Raw genomic sequence first — 23,928 nt, 5'->3', positions numbered from 1 at the left:
ATAAATTTCACGCGTCAGGCGCAGACCGCCTGCCTGATCACATCGCGTTCCTGTCCAATCGTCAATTGACACTATTTTTAGCAAAAAAACATCAAAATCGGCGCATTTTCTGAAATTTAATTACGCCGCGTGGGTTATCAGCGTGGCTTATTTCGCTGCCTTCTACTTATTTTGAGTTAGGGGAAGCATAAAGCATTTCCCCTGCTAAATGTCGGGTTTATTGCTGGCAAAAGTGATTGATCAGCTGGCCCAACAGTTTGCGCGTCGGTTCGATAAACGCGGTGTCGATGTATTCGTCCGGCTGGTGGGCCTGATCGATGGAACCGGGGCCGAGCACCAACGTCGGGCAGACCTGCTGAACGAACGGCGCTTCGGTGCAGTAGTTGACCACCTGCGTGCGGGTGCCCAGCAGTTCCTCGATCACTGCCACCATGCGGTGGTCGGTCGGGCATTCGTAGCCCGGTACCGACGCGTGCAGCTCTTCGATGGTCAGGCGGCCCGGCCAGCGTTGGCTCACCGGCTCCAATGCCTGATGCATCAGTTCGTTGATGTTGTCGAGCGTCATGCCGGGCAGCGGGCGGATATCCAGGTGCAGCTCGCAGCAGGCGCAGATGCGGTTGGCCGCGTCGCCGCCGCTGATATGGCCGAAGTTCATGGTGGGATAAGGCACGGCGAACGCCGGGTTGTTGTAGCGCTCCTGCAGGGTTTTGCGCAGCTCCATCAGGCGGCCGATGGACTCGTGCATCAGATCGATGGCGTTGACGCCGCGCGCCGGATCGCTGGAGTGGCCGGACTGGCCGACGATGCGAATGGCGTTGGCCATGTGGCCCTTGTGCGCGCGCACCGGCTGCAGCGAGGTCGGCTCACCGATGATGGCGAAATCTGGACGAATGGCGGTAGAGGCGGCGAAGTAACGCGCGCCGGCCATCGTCGTTTCTTCATCTGCGGTGGCTAAAATGTACAGCGGCTTGGTCAATTTGCTCGCGTCGATATCGCGCACCGCATCCAGAATAAAGGCGAAGAAGCCTTTCATGTCGGCGGTGCCTAGCCCGTAGAGCTTGTTGTCGTGCTCGGTCAGGGTGAAGGGATCGCGCGTCCAGCGGCCTTCGTCGTAAGGCACCGTATCGGTGTGGCCGGCCAGCAGCAGGCCGCCGCTGCCTTCGCCGATGCTGGCCAGCAGGTTGAATTTGTGGCGCGACTCCGGCACCGGCTGTACGTCGACGCGAAAGCCCAGGTCGGCAAACCATCCGGCCAGCAAGTTGATTAACGCCTCATTGCTCTGATCGAGGCCGGCATCGGTGGCGCTGATTGACGGAGTGGCGATCAACGCCCGGTACAGCTCAATAAATGGAGGTAATTTCATCTTCACTGTTGACAGCCTTTGGTTAGGATAGTATCAATATTCATGCATTTATTTTGAATAAAAATACAGTAAGCCGACGCGTAAGGGAACCCGATACCCGGATGTTTATAAAAGCATCAACGCCTGGCTCCGTGGGTGAACGGCGCAACAACGCTGGCTAGCCCTGTTACCTGGGTCGCAAGCGACCGCACGTCAGTTTAGAAGGTGAAAGGCCACATGTTGAATACGCTGATCGTTGGTGCCAGCGGTTACGCCGGAGCGGAGCTCACGGCTTACCTGAATCGCCACCCACACATGAACATAACCGCTTTAGCGGTTTCAGCGCAAAGTGCAGATGCAGGAAAGTTGCTTTCCGATCTCCATCCCCAGTTGAAAGGCATCGTCGATCTGCCGCTGCAACCGTTGACCGACGTTGCCAAGGCGGCGCAGGGCATCGACGTGGTGTTCCTCGCCACCGCCCATGAAGTCAGCCACGATATCGCACCGGCCTTCCTGGCGGCGGGCTGCGTGGTGTTCGATCTGTCCGGCGCCTTCCGCGTGCAGGACGCCGGTTTTTATAGCCAGTACTACGGTTTCGAGCATCAGCATGGCGCCCTGCTGGAGCAGGCGGTGTACGGCCTGGCGGAGTGGCAGAGCGACAAGATCAAACAGGCGCAGCTGATCGCGGTGCCGGGCTGTTACCCGACGGCGGCGCAGCTGGCGCTGAAACCGCTGATCGAAAAACAGTTGCTGAATCTGGATCAGTGGCCGGTGATCAACGCCACCAGCGGCGTTAGCGGCGCCGGTCGCAAGGCCAGCATGACCACCAGCTTCTGCGAAGTGAGCCTGCAGCCGTACGGTATTTTCACTCACCGGCACCAGCCGGAGATCGCCGCGCACCTGGGCGTGCCGGTTATCTTTACGCCGCACCTGGGCAACTTCCCGCGCGGCATCCTTGAAACCATCACCTGCCGCCTGAAGGCCGGCGTGACCGCGCAGGACGTCGCGGCCGCCTATCATGCCGCCTATGACGACAAGCCGCTGGTGCGGTTGTACGACCAGGGCGTGCCGGCGCTGAAAGCGGTGGTGGGGTTGCCGTTCTGCGATATCGGTTTTGCGGTGCAGGGCGAGCATCTGATCGCCGTCGCGGTGGAAGACAACCTGCTGAAAGGCGCGGCGGCGCAGGCGGTGCAATGCCTGAATATCCGTTTCGGCTTCCCGGAAACCCAGTCACTCCTTTAAACCAGCGTGAGTAAACAGCAATGAACCCGTTAATTATCAAGTTAGGTGGCGTGTTATTAGACAGTGAAGAAGCGCTGGAGCGTCTGTTTACCGCGCTGGACAGCTACCGCCAGCAGCATCAGCGTCCGCTGGTGATCGTGCACGGCGGCGGCTGCGTGGTGGACGAACTGATGAAGCAGCTCGCTTTGCCGGTGGTGAAAAAGAACGGCCTGCGGGTCACGCCGGCCGATCAGATCGACATCATCACCGGCGCGCTGGCCGGCACCGCCAACAAAACGCTGCTGGCGTGGGCGATTAAACATCAAATCAACGCCGTCGGCCTGAGCCTGGCGGACGGCGGCAGCGCGGTCGTGACCCCGCTCGATCCGGCATTGGGCCACGTCGGCAACGCGCAGCCCGGTTCGCCCGCGCTGCTCAATACCCTGCTGGGCGCCGGCTACCTGCCGGTTATCAGCTCCATCGGCATCACCGCCGAAGGGCAGTTAATGAACGTGAACGCCGATCAGGCGGCGACGGCGCTGGCGGCGACGCTGGGGGCGGACCTGATCCTGCTGTCGGACGTCAGCGGCATCCTCGACGGCAAGGGGCAACGCATTGCGGAAATGACGGCGCAAAAAGCGGAACAACTGATCGCGCAAGGCATCATCACCGATGGTATGGTGGTGAAGGTGAATGCGGCGCTCGACGCCGCCCGCACCCTCGGCCGCCCGGTGGATATCGCCAGCTGGCGCCATGCCGATCAGCTTCCTGCTTTGTTTAACGGCGTGTCGATTGGCACCCGGATCCTCGCTTAATTTTAGAATTAGAAAGGAATAGATCATGCAAAACCAAGGCATCAAAAAAATCGTTCTGGCGTACTCCGGCGGCCTGGATACCTCGGCCATCATTCCATGGCTGAAAGAGAACTACGGCGGCTGTGAAGTGGTGGCGTTCGTGGCGGACATCGGCCAGGAGCGCAGCGATCTGGAAGGCGTGGAGCAAAAAGCCCTGCAGTCCGGTGCCTCTGAATGTCACGTGGTCGATCTGCGTGAAGAATTTATCCGCGATTACGTTTATCCGGTGCTACAGACCGGCGCCCTGTACGAGGGCAGCTACCTGCTGGGTACCTCGATGGCGCGGCCGATCATCGCCAAGGCGCAGGTCGAGCTGGCGTTGAAAGTGGGCGCCGATGCGCTGTGCCACGGCGCGACCGGCAAAGGCAACGACCAGGTGCGTTTCGAGACCACCTACACCGCGCTGGCGCCGCAGCTGAAAGTGGTGGCGCCGTGGCGCGAGTGGAACCTGCGTTCCCGTGAAGCGCTGCTGGATTACCTGAAAGAGCGCAACATCCCGACCACCGCGTCGCTGGAAAAAATCTATAGCCGCGATGAGAACGCCTGGCACATCTCCACCGAAGGCGGCGTGCTGGAAAGCCCGTGGAATGCGCCGAACAAAGATTGTTGGGTATGGACCGTCGATCCGCAGGAAGCGCCGGATCAGCCTGAGCAGGTGACCGTCACCGTTGAGAAAGGCCGCGTCGTGGCGGTTAACGGGAAAGCGCTGTCGCCGTACCAGTGCCTGGAAACCTTGAACGCGCTGGGCGCCAAACACGGCGTCGGCCGGATCGACATCGTGGAAAACCGCCTGGTGGGCATCAAATCCCGCGGCTGTTATGAAACCCCAGGGGGCACCATCATGGTGGCGGCGCTGCGCGCCGTCGAGCAGCTGGTGCTGGATCGCGACAGCTTCAAATGGCGCGAGCAGCTGGGCCTGGAGATGTCCTATGTGGTGTACGACGGCCGTTGGTTCGCGCCGCTGCGCCGCTCGCTGCAGGCCTCTGCCGAAGCATTGGCTGAAGAGGTGAACGGCGAAGTCGTGCTGCAGCTGTACAAAGGTCAGGTGACGGCGACTCAGAAGAAATCCGCCAACAGCCTGTACTCCGAAGAGTTCGCCACCTTCGGCGAAGACGAAGTTTACGATCATAGCCACGCGGGCGGCTTTATCCGCCTGTTCTCTCTGTCTTCACGCATCCGCGCGTTGAATGAGAAAAAGAATAAATAACCGATTGGCGTGACTCTGCAAGGGCGCAGCATGCTGCGCCCTTTCGCATAAAAATTCAGGAGTAAAGGTATGGCACTTTGGGGCGGACGGTTCACTCAGGCGGCGGATCAGCGGTTCAAGCAACTCAACGATTCGCTGCGGTTCGATTATCGCCTGGCGGAGCAAGATATCGTGGGCTCGGTGGCCTGGTCGAAGGCGCTGGTGACCGTTAACGTGTTGACGGCAACGGAGCAACAGCAGCTGGAGCAGGCGCTGAATGCCTTGCTGACGGAAGTCCAGGCCGATCCTTTGGCGATCGTCCAAAGCGATGCCGAAGACATCCACAGCTGGGTGGAGCAGAAGCTGATCGAGAAGGTCGGTGACTTGGGCAAGAAGCTGCACACCGGCCGCAGCCGCAACGATCAGGTCGCGACCGATCTGAAGCTGTGGTGCAAACAGCAGATCGGCGATCTGCATCAGGCGATCGTCCAGCTGCAGCAGGCGCTGGTGGAGACCGCCGAAGCCAATCAGGATGCGGTGATGCCGGGGTATACCCACCTGCAACGCGCGCAGCCGGTGACTTTCGCGCACTGGTGCCTGGCCTATGTCGAGATGCTGGCGCGCGATGAGAGCCGACTGCAGGATACCCTGAAACGGCTGGACGTCAGCCCGCTGGGCAGCGGCGCGCTGGCCGGCACTGCGTATCCTATCGATCGCGAGCAACTGGCCGGCTGGCTGGGCTTCGCCTCGGCGACCCGCAACAGCCTGGACAGCGTATCCGATCGCGATCACGTGCTGGAGTTGCTGTCCAACGCCGCCATCAGCATGGTGCACCTGTCACGCTTCGCCGAAGATCTGATCTTCTTCAACAGCGGCGAAGCGGCGTTTGTCGAGCTGTCTGACCGCGTGACCTCCGGCTCTTCGCTGATGCCGCAGAAGAAAAACCCGGACGCGCTGGAGCTGATCCGCGGCAAGTGCGGCCGCGTACAGGGCGCGCTGACCGGCATGATGATGACGCTGAAAGGCCTGCCGCTGGCGTACAACAAAGACATGCAGGAAGACAAAGAAGGGCTGTTCGACGCGCTCGACACCTGGATGGACTGCCTGCAGATGGCGGCGCTGGTGCTGGACGGCATTCAGGTGAAGCGCCCGCGCTGTCAGGAAGCGGCGGAGCAGGGCTATGCCAACGCCACCGAGCTGGCGGATTACCTGGTCGCCAAGGGCGTGCCGTTCCGCGAAGCGCACCATATCGTCGGTGAGGTGGTGGTAGAGGCGATTCGCCAGGGCAAACCGCTGGAAGCGCTGCCGCTGGCGGATTTGCAGCAGTTTAGCGCGACGATTGGCGACGACGTCTATCCGATCCTGGCGTTGCAATCTTGCCTGGACAAACGTGCGGCCAAAGGCGGCGTCGCGCCGCAGCAGGTGGCCGCGGCAATCGCCGCAGCGAAACAGCGTTTAGCTTGAGGACGATAAGGGCGGCCTGGTGCCGCCCTTGCACCTCTACCCCGCCAGGCGTGCGCACAGATAACGGTTCAGGCTCACGCCTTCCTCCATCGCGCCGATCGCCAGCCGGCGATGCTGTTCCGGCGTCATGCGTAACACCAGTTTTCCGCTGAAGTTCTTTTCCGCCAGCGCCTGCGGCGGCGTTTCACCTTGCGCCAGCATGTCGGCGATCGTTTCGCTCACGACTTTTTCGATACCCTCCAGTGCGCCGGTACGCGTGGCGGCTAGCCAGGACAGCGAGGGGAATTCGGCGCACAGCCCGACATATTCACGATCTTCCGCTGACCAGGTGATGCGATAGGTATAGTGTTCATGCTTTTCCATGTTCTTCCTCCATTCTGGCCAGTGCGGCGATGACCTGCTTAACCTGATATGCCTTGGCCGCGCCGTTGTTGCCGCGTTGGATATTGATGCGCGGATCGCCTGGCCAGGGCATGCGATAAACGTGATGGCTGCTACCGTTTATGCGCGGCGGCCCAAACCATCGCACGCAGACTTTCGCTAACTCGGCGAATTTGATGCTGTTCTGCCGCTGTTGCAAATCAGCGATGTCATCCCTGATCTCGTTCATGCCGCCTCCATTTTAGTATCGTTATTGGTATCACTTCAATGCCAAAGCATAAAAAATGAGCGCGGGCGGGCCGTGAGGCAAGCGGAGGGAGGAAATTGTGGAAAGTGCTGCGCAAAAAAAACCGGGCCTGAAGGCCCGGTGGATATAAACGGAGAATAAGAGGTTACTCACCCGGACAGCGCTGGCAGCGCTCGATTTCGGCCGTGCCGAGTTTGAGCTTCGCCTGCAGATCGCGCAGCGCGGTACGCAAGCCTTCTTCGATCACCGGATGATAGAACGGCATGTCCAGCATCTGATCGACGGTCATCTGCTGTTGGTGCGCCCAGGCTAACAGGTGCGCAATGTGTTCGGCGTCGGGGCCGATCATTTCCGCGCCGAGGAAACGGCCGGTGCCTTGCTCGCCGTAGACGTGCAAAATGCCCTTATTGCGCAGCATCACCCGCGAGCGGCCCTGATTCTCAAACGAGACTTTGCCCACTTCAAAGCAGCCGCAGGCGCTGAACTTCTCGCTCAGCTCGCGGAAAGTTGAGCCGACCATGGCGATCTGCGGATCGGAGAACACCACCGAAATCGCGCTGCGGCGCAGACCTGGATTGATCTCCGGGAAGCTGCCGGCGTTGGCGCCGGCGATGCGCGCCTGATCGCTGGCCTCGTGCAACAGCGGCAGCTGGTTGCTGGCGTCGCCGGCGATAAAGATATGCGGCACGCTGGTTTGCATCGTCAGGCGGTCGGCCAGCGGCACGCCTCGAGCGTCGAGCTGCAGGTCGGTGTTTTCGAGACCCAGCCGATCGACGTTGGGGCGGCGGCCGGTGGCGGCCAGCACGTAGTCCACCAGGATCTCCTGCGACTGGCCCTGCAGATCCTGATAGCGGATAAATACGCGGTCGCCTTCGCGCTGCATCATCTCCACTTTCACGTCGGCGTCGAGGTAGAACTCTTCTCCCAACGCCTTCGCAGCGTAATCGCGCACGGCGCTGTCGGTCAGCGGCCCGACGGCGCCGCCGATGCCGAAGACCTTGGTGTCGACGCCGAGGCGGTGCAGCGCTTGCCCCAGCTCCAGCCCGATGACGCCGGGGCCGAATACCGCCACGGACTGCGGCAAGTCATCCCAGTTGAACAGATCGTCGTTGACGATCAGGCGATCGCCCAGTTCGTTCCACGGCGCCGGCCAGCTGGGGCGAGAGCCGGTGGCGATCACGATGCGCTGCGCCACGATGCGCGTATGGTCATCGACCTGCAGCGTGTTGTCGTCGATAAAGCGGGCATAGCCCTGAATTTTGTCGGCGGCCGGGATCTCGTCCACGCCTTCCAGCACGAAGCCGACGAAACGATCGCGTTCGCGTTTGACGCGCGCCATCACCTCGCGTCCGTCGATGCGGGTTTTACCGGCTGGGTGCACGCCAAAGCCCGGCGCGCGTTCGATTTGATGCACCGCTTCGGCGGCGGCGATCAATAATTTGGATGGCATGCAGCCAACGCGCGCACAGGTGGTGCCGTAAGGCCCGCCTTCAATCATCACCACGCTGGGGGTAGACAGTTTGGCCGCGCGATAGGCGCCGAGCCCTGCGGTGCCGCCGCCGATGACCGCAACATCAACGTTCAACAGTTTCATATCCGCTCCTGAAAGGTAAAAAAAGGGCGGGCCGTAGCCCGCCAAAGTTCACGTTGGCTTTGTTATTACTTATTAAGCTGACAGGAAAGTTTCCAGATCGTCGCTGCCGCCAATGTGACGGCCGCCGATGAACACCTGCGGCACCGTGGCGCGGCCGCTGACGGCGCGCAGGCTGACGGTGGTGGCGTCTTTGCCCAGGACGATCTCTTCATACTGAATGCCGCGCTCTTGCAGCATCTGTTTGGCTTTGGCGCAGAATGGGCAACCCGGTTTGGTGAACAGGGAGACCGATTCCTGCACTTTGAATTCCGGCGCCAGGTATTTCAGCATGGTGTCGGCGTCGGACACTTCAAACGGGTCGCCCGGCTTGTTCGGCTCGACAAACATTTTCTCGACCACGCCGTTGCGCACCAGCATCGAGTAGCGCCATGAACGAGGGCCAAAGCCCAGGTCCGCTTTCTCGACCAGCATGTTCATGCCTTTGGTGAATTCACCGTTGCCGTCCGGTACGAAGGTGATGTTTTCCGCATGTTGGTCAGCTTTCCAGGCGTTCATCACGAAGGTGTCGTTCACGGAGACGCAAAGAATGCTGTCGACGCCGTGCTGCTTGAATACGCTGGACAGTTCGTTGTAGCGCGGCAGGTGGCTCGAAGAACAGGTCGGCGTGAACGCGCCCGGCAGCGAGAAAACAATGACGGTTTTGTTTTTGAACAGGTCATCAGTGGTCACATCAATCCATTGGTCGCCCTGACGGGTGTGGAAAGTAACCTGAGGAACTTTCTTGCCTTCTTGACTGGTAAACATTGATTAACCCCTTAATTAGGAAAAGTAATTTTTAGCATTTAGCGCGATATCGCTTCGTTGGGACACATTATTGTCGCTGGGGCTTGATAGATCTAATCGCTCATTGCTATCTTATCTATCGCCATGAGCTATCATGGAATGGAGGGAAACAATGAATATTCGTGATTTAGAGTATCTGGTCGCCTTGGCCGAGCACCGGCACTTCCGCCGCGCGGCCGATTCATGCCATGTAAGCCAACCCACGCTGAGCGGGCAGATCCGCAAGCTGGAAGACGAGTTGGGCGTCATGCTGCTCGAACGCACCAGCCGCAAGGTACTGTTCACCCAGGCGGGCCTGTTGCTGGTGGAGCAGGCGCGTACCGTGCTGCGCGAAGTGAAAGTGTTGAAGGAGATGGCCAGCCAGCAGGGCGAGGCCATGTCCGGGCCGCTGCACATCGGTCTGATCCCGACCGTGGGGCCTTATCTGCTGCCGCAGATCATCCCGACGCTGCACAAAACCTTCCCGAAACTGGAAATGTACCTGCACGAAGCGCAAACCCACCAACTGCTGGCGCAACTCGACAGCGGCAAGCTGGACTGCGCCATTCTGGCGCTGGTGAAGGAAACCGAGGCGTTTATCGAAGTGCCTCTGTTCGATGAACCGATGAAGCTGGCGGTGTATTCCGATCACCCGTGGGCGCAGCGCGAGCGCGTGGCGATGCCGGATTTGGCGGGAGAAAAGCTGCTGATGCTGGAAGATGGCCACTGCCTGCGCGATCAGGCGATGGGCTTCTGCTTCCAGGCGGGCGCGGACGAGGATACCCACTTCCGCGCCACCAGTCTGGAAACGCTGCGCAATATGGTCGCGGCCGGCAGCGGCATTACCCTGCTGCCGTCCCTGGCGGTGCCGCCGCAGCGCGAGCGCGATGGCGTCTGCTATCTGGATTGCTACAAGCCGGAGCCGAAGCGCACCATCGCGTTGGTGTATCGCCCCGGTTCCCCACTGCGCAGCCGTTATGAGCAGTTGGCCGAAGCGATCCGCGAGCACATGCAGGGCTACATCGACAACGCGTTAAAACAGGCGGTTTAAGCCGTTAAGCGCTGCCACCCGGTAGGCTTCGGCCATGGTCGGATAGTTGAAGGTCGTATTAACGAAATACTCGATAGTATTGCCTTCACCTTTCTGTTCCATGATCGCCTGACCGATGTGGATGATCTCCGCCGCACGTTCGCCGAAGCAGTGGATCCCGAGGATCTGCAGGGTGTCGCGATGGAACAGGATCTTCAGGCTGCCGACGTTCATCCCGGCGATCTGCGCGCGCGCCAGATGTTTGAACTGGGCGCGGCCCACTTCATACGGCACCTTCATCGCCGTCAGTTCCTGCTCGGTTTTGCCGACGGAGCTGATTTCCGGAATGGTGTAGATGCCGGTCGGGATATCTTCGATTAAGTGACCGCTGGCTTCACCGGAGGCGATCGCCTGCGCGGCGATGCGGCCCTGATCGTAGGCGGCGGAAGCCAGACTCGGATAGCCGATGACGTCACCGACCGCATAAATGTGCGACAGCGCGGTTTGATACATGCTGTTCACTTTCAGCAGCCCGCGGCTGTCCGACTCCAGGCCGACGTTCTCCAACCCTAACGAATCGGTGTTACCGGTACGGCCGTTGGCGTACAGCAGGCAGTCCGCTTTCACCTTCTTGCCGGACTTCAGGTGCACGATCACGCCGTCTTCGGTGCCTTCGATCTTCTCGAATTCTTCGTTGTGGCGGATCACCACGCCGTTGTTCCAGAAGTGGTAAGAGAGCGAATCCGACATCTCCTGATCGAGGAACGCCAGCAGACGATCGCGGGTGTTGATCAGATCGACCTTGACGTTCAGGCCGCGGAAGATGGACGCATACTCGCAGCCGATCACCCCGGCGCCGTAAATGATCACGTGGCGTGGCTCATGGCTCAGCTCGAGAATGGAATCGCTGTCGTAGATGCGCGGATGGTTGAAATCGACGCTGGCCGGATGGTAAGGACGCGAGCCGCAGGCGATCACGATGTGATCGGCGCGGATGGTGTCCTGGGTGCCGTCCATGTAGCTGACGCTGACGGTGTTGGCGTCGATGAAGCGCGCGTCGCCGGCGAACAGTTTGCACTGGTTCCGCTCATAGAACCCTTGGCGCATTCGGGTCTGCTGGCTGATGACGTTATCGGCGTGGCGTAAAATGTCAGGGAAGGTCGCGCTGAGCGTGCGCGAGTTGTTGTAAAGCGGGTTCTGGTTGAATTCGATAATGCGGCTGACGGCGTGGCGGAGGGCTTTGGAAGGGATGGTGCCCCAGTGGGTACATCCGCCGCCTACGTTATTGTACCGTTCGATAACGGCCACGCGGGCGCCTTGTTTCACCAGCCCCATGGCGGCACCTTCACCACCAGGGCCCGAGCCAATCACAATGGCATCAAATTGATAGTGCTGTTGCATGTAGGAGAGACCTGTTTTTTTATACAAGATTACAACGGTATCTTAACATCATAGCGCTGCTCACCCAATCACCATTAGGCTTTTTGAGTCAAAGCACAATCGGCTCAGGGCGGAAGTGTGATAGAGCGCGTTAGTATAAATGCTGTTGCAATAAAATTTGCTATATTGCCGAGTCTAGGGCGTTAGACTGAGAAAATGGAACCTATCCGGATATGCATATGGGCGTCAGAGCACAACAAAAAGAACGGACTCGTCGTTCCCTGATCGAAGCCGCTTTCAGCCAGCTGAGCGCCGAACGCAGCTTCGCCAGCCTGAGCCTGCGGGAAGTTTCACGCGAGGCGGGCATTGCGCCCACGTCGTTTTATCGCCATTTCCGCGATGTGGACGAGCTGGGGCTGACCATGGTGGACGAAAGCGGCCTGATGCTGCGTCAGTTGATGCGCCAGGCGCGCCAACGCATCGCCAAGGGCGGCAGCGTAATCCGCACCTCGGTGTCCACCTTTATGGAATTTATCGGCAACAACCCGAACGCCTTCCGCCTGCTGCTGCGTGAGCGCTCCGGCACGTCGGCGGCATTCCGTGCGGCAGTGGCGCGCGAGATCCAGCATTTCATCGCTGAACTGGCGGACTACCTCGAATTGGAAAACCACATGCCGCGCAGTTTTACCGAAGCGCAGGCGGAAGCGATGGTCACCATCGTGTTCAGCGCCGGCGCGGAAGCGCTGGATATCGACGTCGAGCAGCGGCAGCAGCTGGAAGAACGGCTGGTGCTGCAGCTACGGATGATCTCCAAAGGGGCGTATTACTGGTATCGTCGCGAACAAGAAAAAGCTTCTGTGTCCCACGTATAAAAAAGGTAAAAAATGATGGAAAAACCAGGCCGTGAAAATGGCACCTTACTGCTGGCGTTAATTGCCGGCCTTTCGATCAACGGTTCCTTTGCCGCGCTGTTCAGCTCGGTGGTGCCGTTTTCGATCTTCCCGCTGATCGCGTTGGTGCTGGCGGTGTACTGCCTGCATCAGCGTTACCTGAACCGCGCCATGCCGGACGGTATGCCGAAGCTGGCGGCGGCCTGTTTCCTGCTGGGGCTGCTGCTGTACAGCGCCATCGTGCGCGCCGAATATCCGCAGATCGGCTCCAACTTCCTGCCGTCGGTGATCTGCGTGGCGCTGGTGCTGTGGATCGGGATGAAACTGAAGGCGCGCAAGGCGCCGGATGCGCCGACTCAAGAATCGTAATGAAACGGGGCGCCATCATGGCGCCCCTGTCGTATCAGCGATGCTTTTCCAGCAACACACCGCATTCCATGTGATGGGTATACGGGAACTGATCGAACAGCGCCAGGCGGCTGACCCGGTGGGTGGCCTGCAGCGTTTCCAGGTTGGCACACAGCGTTTCCGGATTGCATGAAATATACAGAATGCGCGGGTAAGCCTGCACCATCTTCACCGTTTCCTCGTCCAGCCCGCTGCGCGGCGGATCGACGAAAATCGTCTCGCAGTTGTAGCCGCTCAGATCGATGCCTTTCAACCGGTTGAATTCGCGTACTCCGTTCATCGCCTGAGTGAAGTCTTCTGCCGCCATGCGGATGATTTGCACGTTGTCGATATGGTTGGCGGCGATGTTGTACTGCGCCGCCGCCACCGACGGCTTGGCGATCTCGGTCGCCAGCACGCGCTCGAAATTGCGCGCCAGCGCCAGCGAGAAGTTGCCGTTGCCGCAGTACAGCTCCAGCAAATCGCCTTTGGAACCGGCGGTAACCGCCAACGCCCACTCCAGCATCTGCACGTTCATGGCCGCGTTGGGCTGCGTGAAGCTGTTTTCCACCTGACGATAGATCATGTCGCGGCCGGCGACCGGCAGCACTTCGTCAACATAATCCTGGTCGAGCATGATCTTGGTCTTCGACGCCCGGCCGATCAGCTGCAGGTCGAAACCCTGAGCGCGCAGCTCGTCGCGCAGCTGCTCGGCTCGCTGTTGCCAAACGTCATCCAGCTTGCGGTGATACAGCAGCGAAGCGATGATTTTGCCGCTTCGCGTCGACAGATAATCGATCTGGAACAGCTTGTGGCGCAGGATCGGCTCCGGTTTCAGCGCGGCGATCAGGGCGGTCATCAGGCGGTTGATCAGCTCGCTGGCCGCCGGGAACTGGTCGACGCGAATACGCTGCTTGGTCTGTTGATCGAACATGATGTGATACATGTCATCCGCGTCGTGCCAGATGCGGAATTCGGCGCGCATGCGGTAGTGGTCGACTGGCGAGCGGAACACTTCCGGCTCGGGCGCCGCGAACGGTGACATCAACGTCTTCAGGCGGGCGACTTTCTCCGCCAGTTGGTCATCGTAACGTTCAATAGGCAAATTCTCGGGCGTCATGTGTGTCTTCTCGTCAGGCAAATTTGATCAGCGGGGATTGTAGGGAATCAGCCCGTGAAGTCCAGTTTTGTCGCGTTTATTATTTGTAACATTAGTAGCAGTCTAGACATCTATTTTCATTGATCGTAGCATTGCCGTCCGGCCTCAAGCAGCGAGTGAAAAGGGAATCCGGTGTGAATCCGGAGCTGACGCGCAGCGGTAAGGGGAAGTCACGGCGATAGCGTTTCGACGCAGACACTGTCCACTGCAGGATGGGAAGTCATCGCCCGTTGCCGGTCGCGCCCCGCGGCCCGCAAATCCCAAGCCCGAAGACCTGCCGGTGTTACGTCGCAATGTCCGTGGCCGTCGCGAACTACCGGCCATGATCCTGCGGCATCCGCCAATTAAGTTTGGATGCTTTTCTCATGACAATTACAAAAAATATGCTGCTGGCGGTGGTCTCCTCCGTCACGGCTTTTTCTGGATGGGCGCAAGACAACACCACAGCCAAGAATGGCGATAACCTGGTGGTGACCGCCAACCGTTTCCCGCAGCCGGTTTCTTCTGTGCTGGCACCGACTTCCATCGTCACCCGTAACGATATCGATCGCTGGCAGGCCAAGAGCCTGACCGACGTGATGCGCCGTTTGCCGGGCGTGGACGTTGGCCAAAACGGTGGATTGGGACAAAAGAGCTCGCTGTTTATTCGCGGCACCAACTCCAGCCATGTGCTGGTGCTAATTGACGGCATTCGCCTTAATCAGGCGGGCGTCAGCGGTTCTTCCGATCTCAGCCAAATCCCGATTTCGCTGGTGCAGAAAGTCGAATACATTCGCGGCCCGCGCTCGGCGGTGTACGGCTCCGATGCCATCGGCGGCGTGGTCAACATTATTACCACCCGCGAAAAGAACGGCACGACGCTCTCAGCCGGCGTCGGCTCCAACGGCTATCAATCCTATGACGCGTCGACCCAACAACAACTGGGTGACAGCACCGTGGCGACGGTGGCGGGGAATTACACCTATACCAAAGGGTATGACGTGGTGGCTGAAGGTAATACCAGTATTCCTCAGCCCGATCGCGACGGCTTTATGAGCAAATTGCTCTACGGCGCATTGCAGCACCAATTTAACGAGCAAATCAGCGGTTTTGTGCGTGGTTATGGTTACGATAATCGTACAGGCTACGATGGATTCTATTCTTACGATAAAGACTTCAATATTACCGGTCTGCCCGATACCCGTAAGCTGTACAGCCAAACATGGGACACGGGGTTGCGCTATCAGGAAGGGATTTACGCCACGCAGCTAGTGGGGAGTTACAGCCACAGCAAAGACTACAATTACGATCCGCGCAAAGGCCAGTATGCGATCTCCTCCAGTTTGGATGATTCGGAACAGTACAATCTGCAGTGGGGCAACACGTTCAAGGTTGCCCAAGGCACCATTAGTGCGGGCGCAGATTGGCAGGATCAACAAATCAAACCGGGTACCGCGTCCGTCAGCAGCGAGAGAAGCCAGCGCAATACTGGCATCTATCTGACTGGGCAACAGTTGGTGGGACCGGTGACGCTGGAGGCTGCTGCGCGTGGCGACGACAACTCGGAGTTCGGTTGGCACGGCACCTGGCAAACCAGTGCAGCCTGGGAATTCATCGAGGGGTATCGTTTCATTGCCTCTTACGGTACCGCGTTCAAAGCGCCAAACATGAACCAGTTGTTTAGTACCACTTACGGCAACAATAATTTGAAACCGGAAGAAAGCAAGCAATGGGAAGGCGGTTTTGAAGGCTTGACCGGGCCTGTGACCTGGCGTATTTCCGGTTATCGCAATGACATTGATAATCTTATCGACAGCGATCCGGTGAGTTACCGCTATTATAATATCGGTAAGGCGACCATTAAAGGTGTAGAGGCCACGGCTTCTTTTGAAACCGGCCCGCTGACGCATCAGATTGGTTACGATTATGTCGACCCGCGCAATGCTAAAACCAACGAAGTGCTGCTGCGCCGCGCTAAACAGCAGGTGAAATACGAGCTGGATTGGCAACTGTACGACTTTGATTGGGCAGTAACCTATCAATACCTGGGTGAGCGCTACGACAAGGATTATGGCGTTTATCCTAGCCCGACGGTTAAACTCGGCGGCGTGAGCCTGTGGGATCTCGCAGTTTCGTATCCGGTCACATCTCATCTGACAGTTCGTGGTAGAATTGCCAACCTGTTTGATAAAGATTATGAGACGGCCTATGGCTATGCTACTCCAGGAAGAGAATACTACCTCACTGGAAGCTATACCTTCTAACAGCACCGCCACACCTCGCCCGACGGTGCTGGTTTTTGATTCCGGCGTCGGCGGGTTGTCGGTGTATCAGGAGGTTCGGCAGTTGCTGCCGGATCTCCACTATATATACGCTTTCGACAACGTGGCGTTCCCCTACGGCGAGAAGTCCGAAGAGTTTATCGTTGAGCGCGTGCTGGAAATTGTCGGCGCGGTACAGCAACGTCATCCTCTGGCGATTGTCGTCATTGCCTGCAACACCGCCAGCACCGTTTCCTTGCCGGCCTTGCGCGAGCGTTTCAGTTTCCCTGTCGTGGGCGTGGTGCCCGCCATCAAACCGGCGGCCCGTCTTACCGTTAATGGCATTGTCGGCCTGTTGGCGACCCGCGGTACCGTACAGCGCAGCTACACCCACGAACTGATTTCCCGTTTCGCCACCGACTGCAAGATTGAACTGCTGGGCTCTTCAGAGCTGGTGGAGCTGGCGGAGGCCAAGCTCCATGGCGAAGCCGTGCCGCTGCCGGTGCTGAAGAAGATCCTGCATCCGTGGCTGAGCATGCGCGAGCCGCCGGATACCGTCGTGCTGGGCTGCACCCATTTCCCTCTATTAGCTGAAGAGTTGATGCAGGTGTTGCCGGAAGGCACCCGGCTGGTGGATTCCGGCGCGGCGATTGCCCGCCGCACCGCCTGGCTCATCTCAACGCAGGAAAATCTGGTCTCGAGCCAGGAAGAGAATCTGGCGTATTGCATGGCGTTAAATGAAGATACTGACGCTTTATTGCCCGTTTTGCAGGGTTATGGCTTTAAATCGTTGAAAAAACTGCCGCTTTAACGGTGTTTTGGTTAAACATTCAACGGTCGGAAAAAATATTGAAAATAGGGGTTGCGGCCTGCCGAGAACTCCCTATAATGCGCCTCCACTGACCGGGAACAACGACTGACAAGCCGCCGGGTCAGCGAGAAGAAAGCGAAATAAACGCTTGACTCTCCGGGTGAAAAGCGTAATATACGCAGCCCGCGCCGATGAGTTTATCGGCACTGCTCTTTAACAATTTATCAGACAATCTGTGTGGGCACTCCACAAGACGATATCCAGCATCTTCGGATGCAAAAAAATATCAAGTCTTGAAGAGTGACTAACTGAAGTAAAATTCATGCAGTAAATCTTTGAGCATCGCTTCTCGAGTGGAAGCAAATCAAGCTTTTAATTGAAGAGTTTGATCATGGCTCAGATTGAACGCTGGCGGCAGGCTTAACACATGCAAGTCGAGCGGTAGCACAAGAGAGCTTGCTCTCTGGGTGACGAGCGGCGGACGGGTGAGTAATGTCTGGGAAACTGCCTGATGGAGGGGGATAACTACTGGAAACGGTAGCTAATACCGCATAACGTCGCAAGACCAAAGAGGGGGACCTTCGGGCCTCTTGCCATCAGATGTGCCCAGATGGGATTAGCTAGTAGGTGGGGTAATGGCTCACCTAGGCGACGATCCCTAGCTGGTCTGAGAGGATGACCAGCCACACTGGAACTGAGACACGGTCCAGACTCCTACGGGAGGCAGCAGTGGGGAATATTGCACAATGGGCGCAAGCCTGATGCAGCCATGCCGCGTGTGTGAAGAAGGCCTTCGGGTTGTAAAGCACTTTCAGCGAGGAGGAAGGTGGTGAACTTAATACGTTCATCAATTGACGTTACTCGCAGAAGAAGCACCGGCTAACTCCGTGCCAGCAGCCGCGGTAATACGGAGGGTGCAAGCGTTAATCGGAATTACTGGGCGTAAAGCGCACGCAGGCGGTTTGTTAAGTCAGATGTGAAATCCCCGGGCTCAACCTGGGAACTGCATTTGAAACTGGCAAGCTAGAGTCTCGTAGAGGGGGGTAGAATTCCAGGTGTAGCGGTGAAATGCGTAGAGATCTGGAGGAATACCGGTGGCGAAGGCGGCCCCCTGGACGAAGACTGACGCTCAGGTGCGAAAGCGTGGGGAGCAAACAGGATTAGATACCCTGGTAGTCCACGCTGTAAACGATGTCGATTTGGAGGTTGTGCCCTTGAGGCGTGGCTTCCGGAGCTAACGCGTTAAATCGACCGCCTGGGGAGTACGGCCGCAAGGTTAAAACTCAAATGAATTGACGGGGGCCCGCACAAGCGGTGGAGCATGTGGTTTAATTCGATGCAACGCGAAGAACCTTACCTACTCTTGACATCCAGAGAACTTTCCAGAGATGGATTGGTGCCTTCGGGAACTCTGAGACAGGTGCTGCATGGCTGTCGTCAGCTCGTGTTGTGAAATGTTGGGTTAAGTCCCGCAACGAGCGCAACCCTTATCCTTTGTTGCCAGCGGTTCGGCCGGGAACTCAAAGGAGACTGCCAGTGATAAACTGGAGGAAGGTGGGGATGACGTCAAGTCATCATGGCCCTTACGAGTAGGGCTACACACGTGCTACAATGGCATATACAAAGAGAAGCGACCTCGCGAGAGCAAGCGGACCTCATAAAGTATGTCGTAGTCCGGATTGGAGTCTGCAACTCGACTCCATGAAGTCGGAATCGCTAGTAATCGTAGATCAGAATGCTACGGTGAATACGTTCCCGGGCCTTGTACACACCGCCCGTCACACCATGGGAGTGGGTTGCAAAAGAAGTAGGTAGCTTAACCTTCGGGAGGGCGCTTACCACTTTGTGATTCATGACTGGGGTGAAGTCGTAACAAGGTAACCGTAGGGGAACCTGCGGTTGGATCACCTCCTTACCTAAAGATATTAGTTCGAGTGGCGTGCTCACACAGATTGTCTGATAGAAAGTAACGAGCAGAAATACCTTTATAGGCTTGTAGCTCAGGTGGTTAGAGCGCACCCCTGATAAGGGTGAGGTCGGTGGTTCAAGTCCACTCAGGCCTACCACTTCTTCGAAGTGGAAAAGGTACTGCACGTGACTGTATGGGGCTATAGCTCAGCTGGGAGAGCGCCTGCCTTGCACGCAGGAGGTCAGCGGTTCGATCCCGCTTAGCTCCACCATATAGTCCGGTATTTAATACTTCAGAGTATATTGGCGACAGTATGCTGCGAAGTATTTTGCTCTTTAACAATCTGGAACAAGCTGAAAATTGAAACATGACGGCTGAAATTTATCCCTCCGTAGATGTACTGGGATGAAGAGTAACCTGTCATAGAGTCTCTCAAATGTTTGCAGCGCGAACGATGGAAACATCTTCGGGTTGTGAGGTTAAGTGACTAAGCGTACACGGTGGATGCCTAGGCAGTCAGAGGCGATGAAGGGCGTGCTAATCTGCGAAAAGCGTCGGTAAGGTGATATGAACCGTTATAACCGGCGATACCCGAATGGGGAAACCCAGTGTGTTTCGACACACTATCATGTCATGAATACATAGTGGCATGAGGCGAACCGGGGGAACTGAAACATCTAAGTACCCCGAGGAAAAGAAATCAACCGAGATTCCCCCAGTAGCGGCGAGCGAACGGGGAGGAGCCCAGAACCTGAATCGGCTTGTGTGTTAGTGGAAGCGTCTGGAAAGTCGCGCAGCAAAGGGTGATAGCCCCGTACACTAAAATGCACAGGTCGTGAGTTCGATGAGTAGGGCGGGACACGTGACATCCTGTCTGAATATGGGGGGACCATCCTCCAAGGCTAAATACTCCTGACTGACCGATAGTGAACCAGTACCGTGAGGGAAAGGCGAAAAGAACCCCGGCGAGGGGAGTGAAATAGAACCTGAAACCGTGTACGTACAAGCAGTGGGAGCACCTTCGTGGTGTGACTGCGTACCTTTTGTATAATGGGTCAGCGACTTATATTTTGTAGCAAGGTTAACCGTATAGGGGAGCCGTAGGGAAACCGAGTCTTAACTGGGCGATTAGTTGCAAGGTATAGACCCGAAACCCGGTGATCTAGCCATGGGCAGGTTGAAGGTTGGGTAACACTAACTGGAGGACCGAACCGACTAATGTTGAAAAATTAGCGGATGACTTGTGGCTGGGGGTGAAAGGCCAATCAAACCGGGAGATAGCTGGTTCTCCCCGAAAGCTATTTAGGTAGCGCCTCGTGAACTCATCTTCGGGGGTAGAGCACTGTTTCGGCTAGGGGGCCATCCCGGCTTACCAAACCGATGCAAACTCCGAATACCGAAGAATGTTATCACGGGAGACACACGGCGGGTGCTAACGTCCGTCGTGAAGAGGGAAACAACCCAGACCGCCAGCTAAGGTCCCAAAGTCATGGTTAAGTGGGAAACGATGTGGGAAGGCATAGACAGCCAGGATGTTGGCTTAGAAGCAGCCATCATTTAAAGAAAGCGTAATAGCTCACTGGTCGAGTCGGCCTGCGCGGAAGATGTAACGGGGCTAAACCATGCACCGAAGCTGCGGCAGCGACGCTTAGGCGTTGTTGGGTAGGGGAGCGTTCTGTAAGCCGTTGAAGGTGGCCTGTGAGGGTTGCTGGAGGTATCAGAAGTGCGAATGCTGACATAAGTAACGATAAAGCGGGTGAAAAGCCCGCTCGCCGGAAGACCAAGGGTTCCTGTCCAACGTTAATCGGGGCAGGGTGAGTCGACCCCTAAGGCGAGGCTGAAAAGCGTAGTCGATGGGAAACAGGTTAATATTCCTGTACTTGGTGTTACTGCGAAGGGGGGACGGAGAAGGCTAGGCTAGCCGGGCGACGGTTGTCCCGGTTTAAGCGTGTAGGGGGTGTGACCTGGTAAATCCGGTTGCATACTAACCCTGAGGCGTGATGACGATGCACTACGGTGCAGAAGTAGTTGATGCCCTGCTTCCAGGAAAATCCTCTAAGCTCCAGGTAACATTAAATCGTACCCCAAACCGACACAGGTGGTCAGGTAGAGAATACCAAGGCGCTTGAGAGAACTCGGGTGAAGGAACTAGGCAAAATGGTGCCGTAACTTCGGGAGAAGGCACGCTGGCATGTAGGTGAAGTCCCTTGCGGATGGAGCTGAAGCCAGTCGAAGATACCAGCTGGCTGCAACTGTTTAATAAAAACACAGCACTGTGCAAACACGAAAGTGGACGTATACGGTGTGACGCCTGCCCGGTGCTGGAAGGTTAATTGATGGGGTCAGCCGCAAGGCGAAGCTCTTGATCGAAGCCCCAGTAAACGGCGGCCGTAACTATAACGGTCCTAAGGTAGCGAAATTCCTTGTCGGGTAAGTTCCGACCTGCACGAATGGCGTAATGATGGCCAGGCTGTCTCCACCCGAGACTCAGTGAAATTGAACTCGCTGTGAAGATGCAGTGTACCCGCGGCAAGACGGAAAGACCCCGTGAACCTTTACTATAGCTTGACACTGAACATTGAGCCTTGATGTGTAGGATAGGTGGGAGGCTTTGAAGCGTGGACGCCAGTCTGCGTGGAGCCATCCTTGAAATACCACCCTTTAATGTTTGATGTTCTAACTCGGCCCCATAATCTGGGGTGAGGACAGTGTCTGGTGGGTAGTTTGACTGGGGCGGTCTCCTCCCAAAGAGTAACGGAGGAGCACGAAGGTTAGCTAATCACGGTCGGACATCGTGAGGTTAGTGCAAAGGCATAAGCTAGCTTGACTGCGAGAGTGACGGCTCGAGCAGGTACGAAAGTAGGTCTTAGTGATCCGGTGGTTCTGAATGGAAGGGCCATCGCTCAACGGATAAAAGGTACTCCGGGGATAACAGGCTGATACCGCCCAAGAGTTCATATCGACGGCGGTGTTTGGCACCTCGATGTCGGCTCATCACATCCTGGGGCTGAAGTAGGTCCCAAGGGTATGGCTGTTCGCCATTTAAAGTGGTACGCGAGCTGGGTTTAGAACGTCGTGAGACAGTTCGGTCCCTATCTGCCGTGGGCGTTGGAAGATTGAGAGGGGTTGCTCCTAGTACGAGAGGACCGGAGTGAACGCACCACTGGTGTTCGGGTTGTCATGCCAATGGCATTGCCCGGTAGCTAAGTGCGGAAAAGATAAGCGCTGAAAGCATCTAAGCGCGAAACTTGCCTCAAGATGAGTCTTCCCTGGGCCTTTAAGGCCCCTGAAGGAACGTTTAAGACTAAGACGTTGATAGGCTGGGTGTGTAAGTGCAGCGATGCATTGAGCTAACCAGTACTAATGATCCGTGAGGCTTAACCTTACAACACCGAAGGTGTTTTTAGAGAGATTTTCAGCGAAGTTCCGAGATTGGTTCTGATGGCTTCACGGGAGTGATGCGGTTGGAATGAAACAGAATTTGCCTGGCGGCAATAGCGCGGTGGTCCCACCTGACCCCATGCCGAACTCAGAAGTGAAACGCCGTAGCGCCGATGGTAGTGTGGGGTCTCCCCATGCGAGAGTAGGACACTGCCAGGCATCAAATTAACGTTATCAGTGTGACGACTGGTAATGCGCAAATCGCAAAGCGCGAATTTGCCGGCATCGAGAGATGCAACGTAAAAGAATCGGTGGAGCGGTAGTTCAGTTGGTTAGAATACCTGCCTGTCACGCAGGGGGTCGCGGGTTCGAGCCCCGTCCGTTCCGCCACTTATTTAATTATGCCTGCTTTATTAGCAGGCATAATGTTAAGCGAGATTTAGGGGCGTAGCTCAGTTGGTAGAGCACCGGTCTCCAAAACCGGGTGTCGCGAGTTCGAGTCTCTCCGCCCCTGCCATATTAAGAACCCTTTGCGAAAGCAAAGGGTTTTTTTTTACCTATTATCCCTTCCCTTAGTGCATTCCCGCTTTGGAAAAGAGCGCTTTTGACGCTATATGCCGAGGTTTGCCCGATCCTGGCTGCTTCATGTTCTTCCGAGCTTTACCCTGCACGCCTCCGGATTCTCTTATCGTTTTGCATTATCTTCTCTCAGAAGGCGATGGGCGGCTTTTAGCATGATAGACAGTCATTACCACGATGACGGCATTTAAGGCCGCCATAATGCTTTAGGCTGCGGTATTTAAAGGTATTTTAAGTAATTGCCGAATCAAAGGTTGTTGATCGCTGTTTTGCAACCAGACGGCATACAGTGGGCGGACAATCGGCGGGATCTCGGTGGCGGCAAGCAACTGCGGATACTCTTTTTCCCACTGGCTGGGCAGGAAAGCGCATCCGCCTGTGGTTTCCAGCAACTGACGCGTCAGGTGTGCCGAGGTGGTCGTGAGTACCGGCACGTTATCACCTTCCAACATGCGGTTTTCCTGTTGGTGGAAGTCGGCCCCCCATTCCAGCTTGATGTACGGCATGGGGGATTGCTTGTCACGACGCGCGGATGAGAACAGGCGTAATGAGAAATTGCCCAGCTGCTGGCTGGCCAGTTCGTCCATCTTTGGCGGCTCAGTGGTGATCAGTAAATCGAGCTGCCTTTCATGCAGTTGCTTTACCAAAGAGTGCCTTAAGGCCACCCTGGCTTCGAGCTGCAGCGCCTCTCTTTGTTGATAGAGAGACTGCAACCAGGGGGTCAAATAAGCCTCCCACAACGAGGCAGTCGCGCCGATCGACAGCTCGGTATGTTGCAGTGAACGCACGACCTCTTTCTTCGCCAACTGCCAGGTGTTCATCAGGCTTTCGGCATAGGGCAGAAGCCGCTCGCCGGCAGGCGTCAGGCGGATGTTATTGCGATGACGGGTAAATAAATTTGCGCCCAACTGGTTTTCTAACTGACGGATGCGGAAACTGACCGCGGACTGCGTTAAGTACAAAGATTCTGCGGCTCTGCCAAAGTGACGCGTTCTACTGACCTCCAAAAAGGTTTTCAGTAATTCGGTATCCACACCTATCTCCAAAAAAA

At 57.0% G+C, this 23,928-nt stretch carries 17 protein-coding genes, 4 tRNA genes, 3 rRNA genes and 1 riboswitch; of the genes, 16 read left to right on the top strand and 8 right to left on the bottom strand.

The genetic code is table 11. From position 1 onward, the window contains the following. Positions 1-217 precede the first annotated feature (217 nt). A complete protein-coding gene (argE, locus tag ACMGGW_RS22110; protein ID WP_038630012.1) occupies positions 218-1,363 on the bottom strand; it encodes an acetylornithine deacetylase in 1,146 nt (381 codons plus the stop codon). Positions 1,364-1,579: 216 nt separating this feature from the next. On the opposite strand from argE, the gene argC reads away from it, so the two are divergent. The 4 genes from argC (at position 1,580) to argH (ending at position 6,067) form a co-directional block, all read left to right on the top strand. Next, positions 1,580-2,584, top strand: a complete 1,005-nt coding sequence (argC, locus tag ACMGGW_RS22105) for an N-acetyl-gamma-glutamyl-phosphate reductase (RefSeq protein WP_025304655.1) — start codon at positions 1,580-1,582, stop codon at positions 2,582-2,584. A gap of 20 nt (positions 2,585-2,604) precedes the next feature. Next, positions 2,605-3,378: an acetylglutamate kinase gene (gene argB / locus ACMGGW_RS22100; RefSeq protein WP_016929723.1), complete on the top strand. Its 774-nt coding sequence runs from the start codon at positions 2,605-2,607 to the stop codon at positions 3,376-3,378. Positions 3,379-3,403: 25 nt separating this feature from the next. Beyond that, entirely contained in the window at positions 3,404-4,624 is a 1,221-nt protein-coding gene (locus ACMGGW_RS22095; RefSeq protein ID WP_019452247.1) for an argininosuccinate synthase, read from the top strand. A gap of 69 nt (positions 4,625-4,693) precedes the next feature. Then, positions 4,694-6,067 (top strand): argininosuccinate lyase, encoded by a 1,374-nt coding sequence (argH, locus tag ACMGGW_RS22090; protein WP_060448499.1) that lies wholly within the window; start codon positions 4,694-4,696, stop codon positions 6,065-6,067. Between the two features lie 36 nt (positions 6,068-6,103). Here the strand turns inward: argH and ACMGGW_RS22085 are convergent, their stop codons facing one another. The 4 genes from ACMGGW_RS22085 to ACMGGW_RS22070 form a co-directional block, all read right to left on the bottom strand. After that, complete coding sequence (locus tag ACMGGW_RS22085; RefSeq protein WP_019452249.1) at positions 6,104-6,430, bottom strand: type II toxin-antitoxin system HicB family antitoxin; 327 nt, start codon at positions 6,428-6,430, stop codon at positions 6,104-6,106. Next, a complete protein-coding gene (locus tag ACMGGW_RS22080; RefSeq protein ID WP_025304653.1) occupies positions 6,417-6,677 on the bottom strand; it encodes a hypothetical protein in 261 nt (86 codons plus the stop codon). Before ACMGGW_RS22080 ends, ACMGGW_RS22085 begins: the two co-directional genes overlap by 14 nt. Positions 6,678-6,840: 163 nt before the next feature. Continuing rightward, entirely contained in the window at positions 6,841-8,289 is a 1,449-nt protein-coding gene (locus ACMGGW_RS22075; protein ID WP_049294990.1) for a dihydrolipoyl dehydrogenase, read from the bottom strand. A gap of 72 nt (positions 8,290-8,361) precedes the next feature. After that, positions 8,362-9,093, bottom strand: a complete 732-nt coding sequence (locus tag ACMGGW_RS22070; RefSeq protein WP_015379403.1) for a glutathione peroxidase — start codon at positions 9,091-9,093, stop codon at positions 8,362-8,364. A gap of 151 nt (positions 9,094-9,244) precedes the next feature. On the opposite strand from ACMGGW_RS22070, the gene oxyR reads away from it, so the two are divergent. Beyond that, positions 9,245-10,162 (top strand): DNA-binding transcriptional regulator OxyR, encoded by a 918-nt coding sequence (gene oxyR / locus ACMGGW_RS22065; RefSeq protein ID WP_025304651.1) that lies wholly within the window; start codon positions 9,245-9,247, stop codon positions 10,160-10,162. Here the strand turns inward: oxyR and sthA are convergent. Then, positions 10,145-11,542: a Si-specific NAD(P)(+) transhydrogenase gene (gene sthA / locus ACMGGW_RS22060; protein ID WP_004931047.1), complete on the bottom strand. Its 1,398-nt coding sequence runs from the start codon at positions 11,540-11,542 to the stop codon at positions 10,145-10,147. The two genes, oxyR and sthA, sit on opposite strands and share 18 nt — an antisense overlap. Before the next feature lie 218 nt (positions 11,543-11,760). Here sthA and fabR point away from each other — a divergent pair, with 218 nt between their 5' ends. Both fabR and ACMGGW_RS22050 read left to right on the top strand, forming a co-directional pair. After that, complete coding sequence (fabR, locus tag ACMGGW_RS22055; RefSeq protein WP_004931044.1) at positions 11,761-12,393, top strand: HTH-type transcriptional repressor FabR; 633 nt, start codon at positions 11,761-11,763, stop codon at positions 12,391-12,393. A gap of 15 nt (positions 12,394-12,408) precedes the next feature. Further along, positions 12,409-12,780: a YijD family membrane protein gene (locus ACMGGW_RS22050; protein WP_025304650.1), complete on the top strand. Its 372-nt coding sequence runs from the start codon at positions 12,409-12,411 to the stop codon at positions 12,778-12,780. A gap of 34 nt (positions 12,781-12,814) precedes the next feature. Here ACMGGW_RS22050 and trmA read toward each other — a convergent pair whose 3' ends face one another. Then, positions 12,815-13,918 (bottom strand): tRNA (uridine(54)-C5)-methyltransferase TrmA, encoded by a 1,104-nt coding sequence (gene trmA / locus ACMGGW_RS22045; RefSeq protein WP_025304649.1) that lies wholly within the window; start codon positions 13,916-13,918, stop codon positions 12,815-12,817. 122 nt (positions 13,919-14,040) lie between these two features. Then, a riboswitch (cobalamin riboswitch) is annotated at positions 14,041-14,254 on the top strand. A 68-nt stretch (positions 14,255-14,322) separates the two neighbouring features. On the opposite strand from trmA, the gene btuB reads away from it, so the two are divergent. The 9 genes from btuB (at position 14,323) to ACMGGW_RS22000 (ending at position 22,815) form a co-directional block, all read left to right on the top strand. Continuing rightward, on the top strand, positions 14,323-16,200 hold the full coding sequence (gene btuB / locus ACMGGW_RS22040; protein WP_089181443.1) for a TonB-dependent vitamin B12 receptor BtuB: 1,878 nt from the start codon (positions 14,323-14,325) through the stop codon (positions 16,198-16,200). Next, positions 16,145-17,008, top strand: a complete 864-nt coding sequence (gene murI, locus ACMGGW_RS22035; protein ID WP_025304647.1) for a glutamate racemase — start codon at positions 16,145-16,147, stop codon at positions 17,006-17,008. The genes btuB and murI overlap by 56 nt, the downstream gene beginning before the upstream one ends. A 373-nt stretch (positions 17,009-17,381) precedes the next feature. Continuing rightward, positions 17,382-18,923: ribosomal RNA gene (locus ACMGGW_RS22030) — 16S ribosomal RNA — on the top strand. Positions 18,924-18,997: 74 nt separating this feature from the next. Then, positions 18,998-19,074 (top strand) — tRNA-Ile (locus ACMGGW_RS22025). A gap of 38 nt (positions 19,075-19,112) precedes the next feature. Beyond that, positions 19,113-19,188 (top strand) — tRNA-Ala (locus tag ACMGGW_RS22020). Positions 19,189-19,394: 206 nt separating this feature from the next. After that, positions 19,395-22,302: ribosomal RNA gene (locus tag ACMGGW_RS22015) — 23S ribosomal RNA — on the top strand. 99 nt (positions 22,303-22,401) lie between these two features. Continuing rightward, positions 22,402-22,517 (top strand): 5S ribosomal RNA (gene rrf, locus ACMGGW_RS22010). The 16S, 23S and 5S rRNA genes sit together here with 4 tRNA genes alongside, the layout of an rRNA operon. A gap of 94 nt (positions 22,518-22,611) precedes the next feature. Beyond that, a tRNA-Asp gene (locus ACMGGW_RS22005) sits at positions 22,612-22,688 on the top strand. A 51-nt stretch (positions 22,689-22,739) separates the two neighbouring features. Further along, a tRNA-Trp gene (locus ACMGGW_RS22000) sits at positions 22,740-22,815 on the top strand. Positions 22,816-23,083: 268 nt separating this feature from the next. Here the strand turns inward: ACMGGW_RS22000 and hdfR are convergent. After that, positions 23,084-23,911 carry an HTH-type transcriptional regulator HdfR gene (hdfR, locus tag ACMGGW_RS21995; protein ID WP_094141939.1) on the bottom strand — a complete coding sequence of 276 codons (828 nt, stop codon included), beginning with the start codon at positions 23,909-23,911 and terminating at the stop codon, positions 23,084-23,086. Positions 23,912-23,928: the final 17 nt, after the last annotated feature.

The sequence above is a fragment of the Serratia sp. BNK-4 genome, from assembly GCF_048685115.1.
Lineage (GTDB): Bacteria > Pseudomonadota > Gammaproteobacteria > Enterobacterales > Enterobacteriaceae > Serratia > Serratia bockelmannii.
The sequence above is the reverse complement of the archived record's forward strand: the minus strand, read 5'-3'. Positions and strand labels throughout refer to the sequence as shown.

What these genes read in the sequence shown, in the direction of transcription:
- murI (WP_025304647.1), top strand. Translation starts at nt 16,145, where the DNA reads ATGGCTATGCTACTCCAGGAAGAGAATACTACCTCACTGGAAGCTATA.
- trmA (WP_025304649.1), bottom strand. Translation starts at nt 13,918, where the DNA reads ATGACGCCCGAGAATTTGCCTATTGAACGTTACGATGACCAACTGGCG.
- ACMGGW_RS22075 (WP_049294990.1), bottom strand. Translation starts at nt 8,289, where the DNA reads ATGAAACTGTTGAACGTTGATGTTGCGGTCATCGGCGGCGGCACCGCA.
- btuB (WP_089181443.1), top strand. Translation starts at nt 14,323, where the DNA reads ATGACAATTACAAAAAATATGCTGCTGGCGGTGGTCTCCTCCGTCACG.
- oxyR (WP_025304651.1), top strand. Translation starts at nt 9,245, where the DNA reads ATGAATATTCGTGATTTAGAGTATCTGGTCGCCTTGGCCGAGCACCGG.
- ACMGGW_RS22095 (WP_019452247.1), top strand. Translation starts at nt 3,404, where the DNA reads ATGCAAAACCAAGGCATCAAAAAAATCGTTCTGGCGTACTCCGGCGGC.
- argH (WP_060448499.1), top strand. Translation starts at nt 4,694, where the DNA reads ATGGCACTTTGGGGCGGACGGTTCACTCAGGCGGCGGATCAGCGGTTC.
- ACMGGW_RS22085 (WP_019452249.1), bottom strand. Translation starts at nt 6,430, where the DNA reads ATGGAAAAGCATGAACACTATACCTATCGCATCACCTGGTCAGCGGAA.
- ACMGGW_RS22080 (WP_025304653.1), bottom strand. Translation starts at nt 6,677, where the DNA reads ATGAACGAGATCAGGGATGACATCGCTGATTTGCAACAGCGGCAGAAC.
- argC (WP_025304655.1), top strand. Translation starts at nt 1,580, where the DNA reads ATGTTGAATACGCTGATCGTTGGTGCCAGCGGTTACGCCGGAGCGGAG.
- sthA (WP_004931047.1), bottom strand. Translation starts at nt 11,542, where the DNA reads ATGCAACAGCACTATCAATTTGATGCCATTGTGATTGGCTCGGGCCCT.
- argE (WP_038630012.1), bottom strand. Translation starts at nt 1,363, where the DNA reads ATGAAATTACCTCCATTTATTGAGCTGTACCGGGCGTTGATCGCCACT.
- ACMGGW_RS22050 (WP_025304650.1), top strand. Translation starts at nt 12,409, where the DNA reads ATGGAAAAACCAGGCCGTGAAAATGGCACCTTACTGCTGGCGTTAATT.
- fabR (WP_004931044.1), top strand. Translation starts at nt 11,761, where the DNA reads ATGGGCGTCAGAGCACAACAAAAAGAACGGACTCGTCGTTCCCTGATC.
- argB (WP_016929723.1), top strand. Translation starts at nt 2,605, where the DNA reads ATGAACCCGTTAATTATCAAGTTAGGTGGCGTGTTATTAGACAGTGAA.
- ACMGGW_RS22070 (WP_015379403.1), bottom strand. Translation starts at nt 9,093, where the DNA reads ATGTTTACCAGTCAAGAAGGCAAGAAAGTTCCTCAGGTTACTTTCCAC.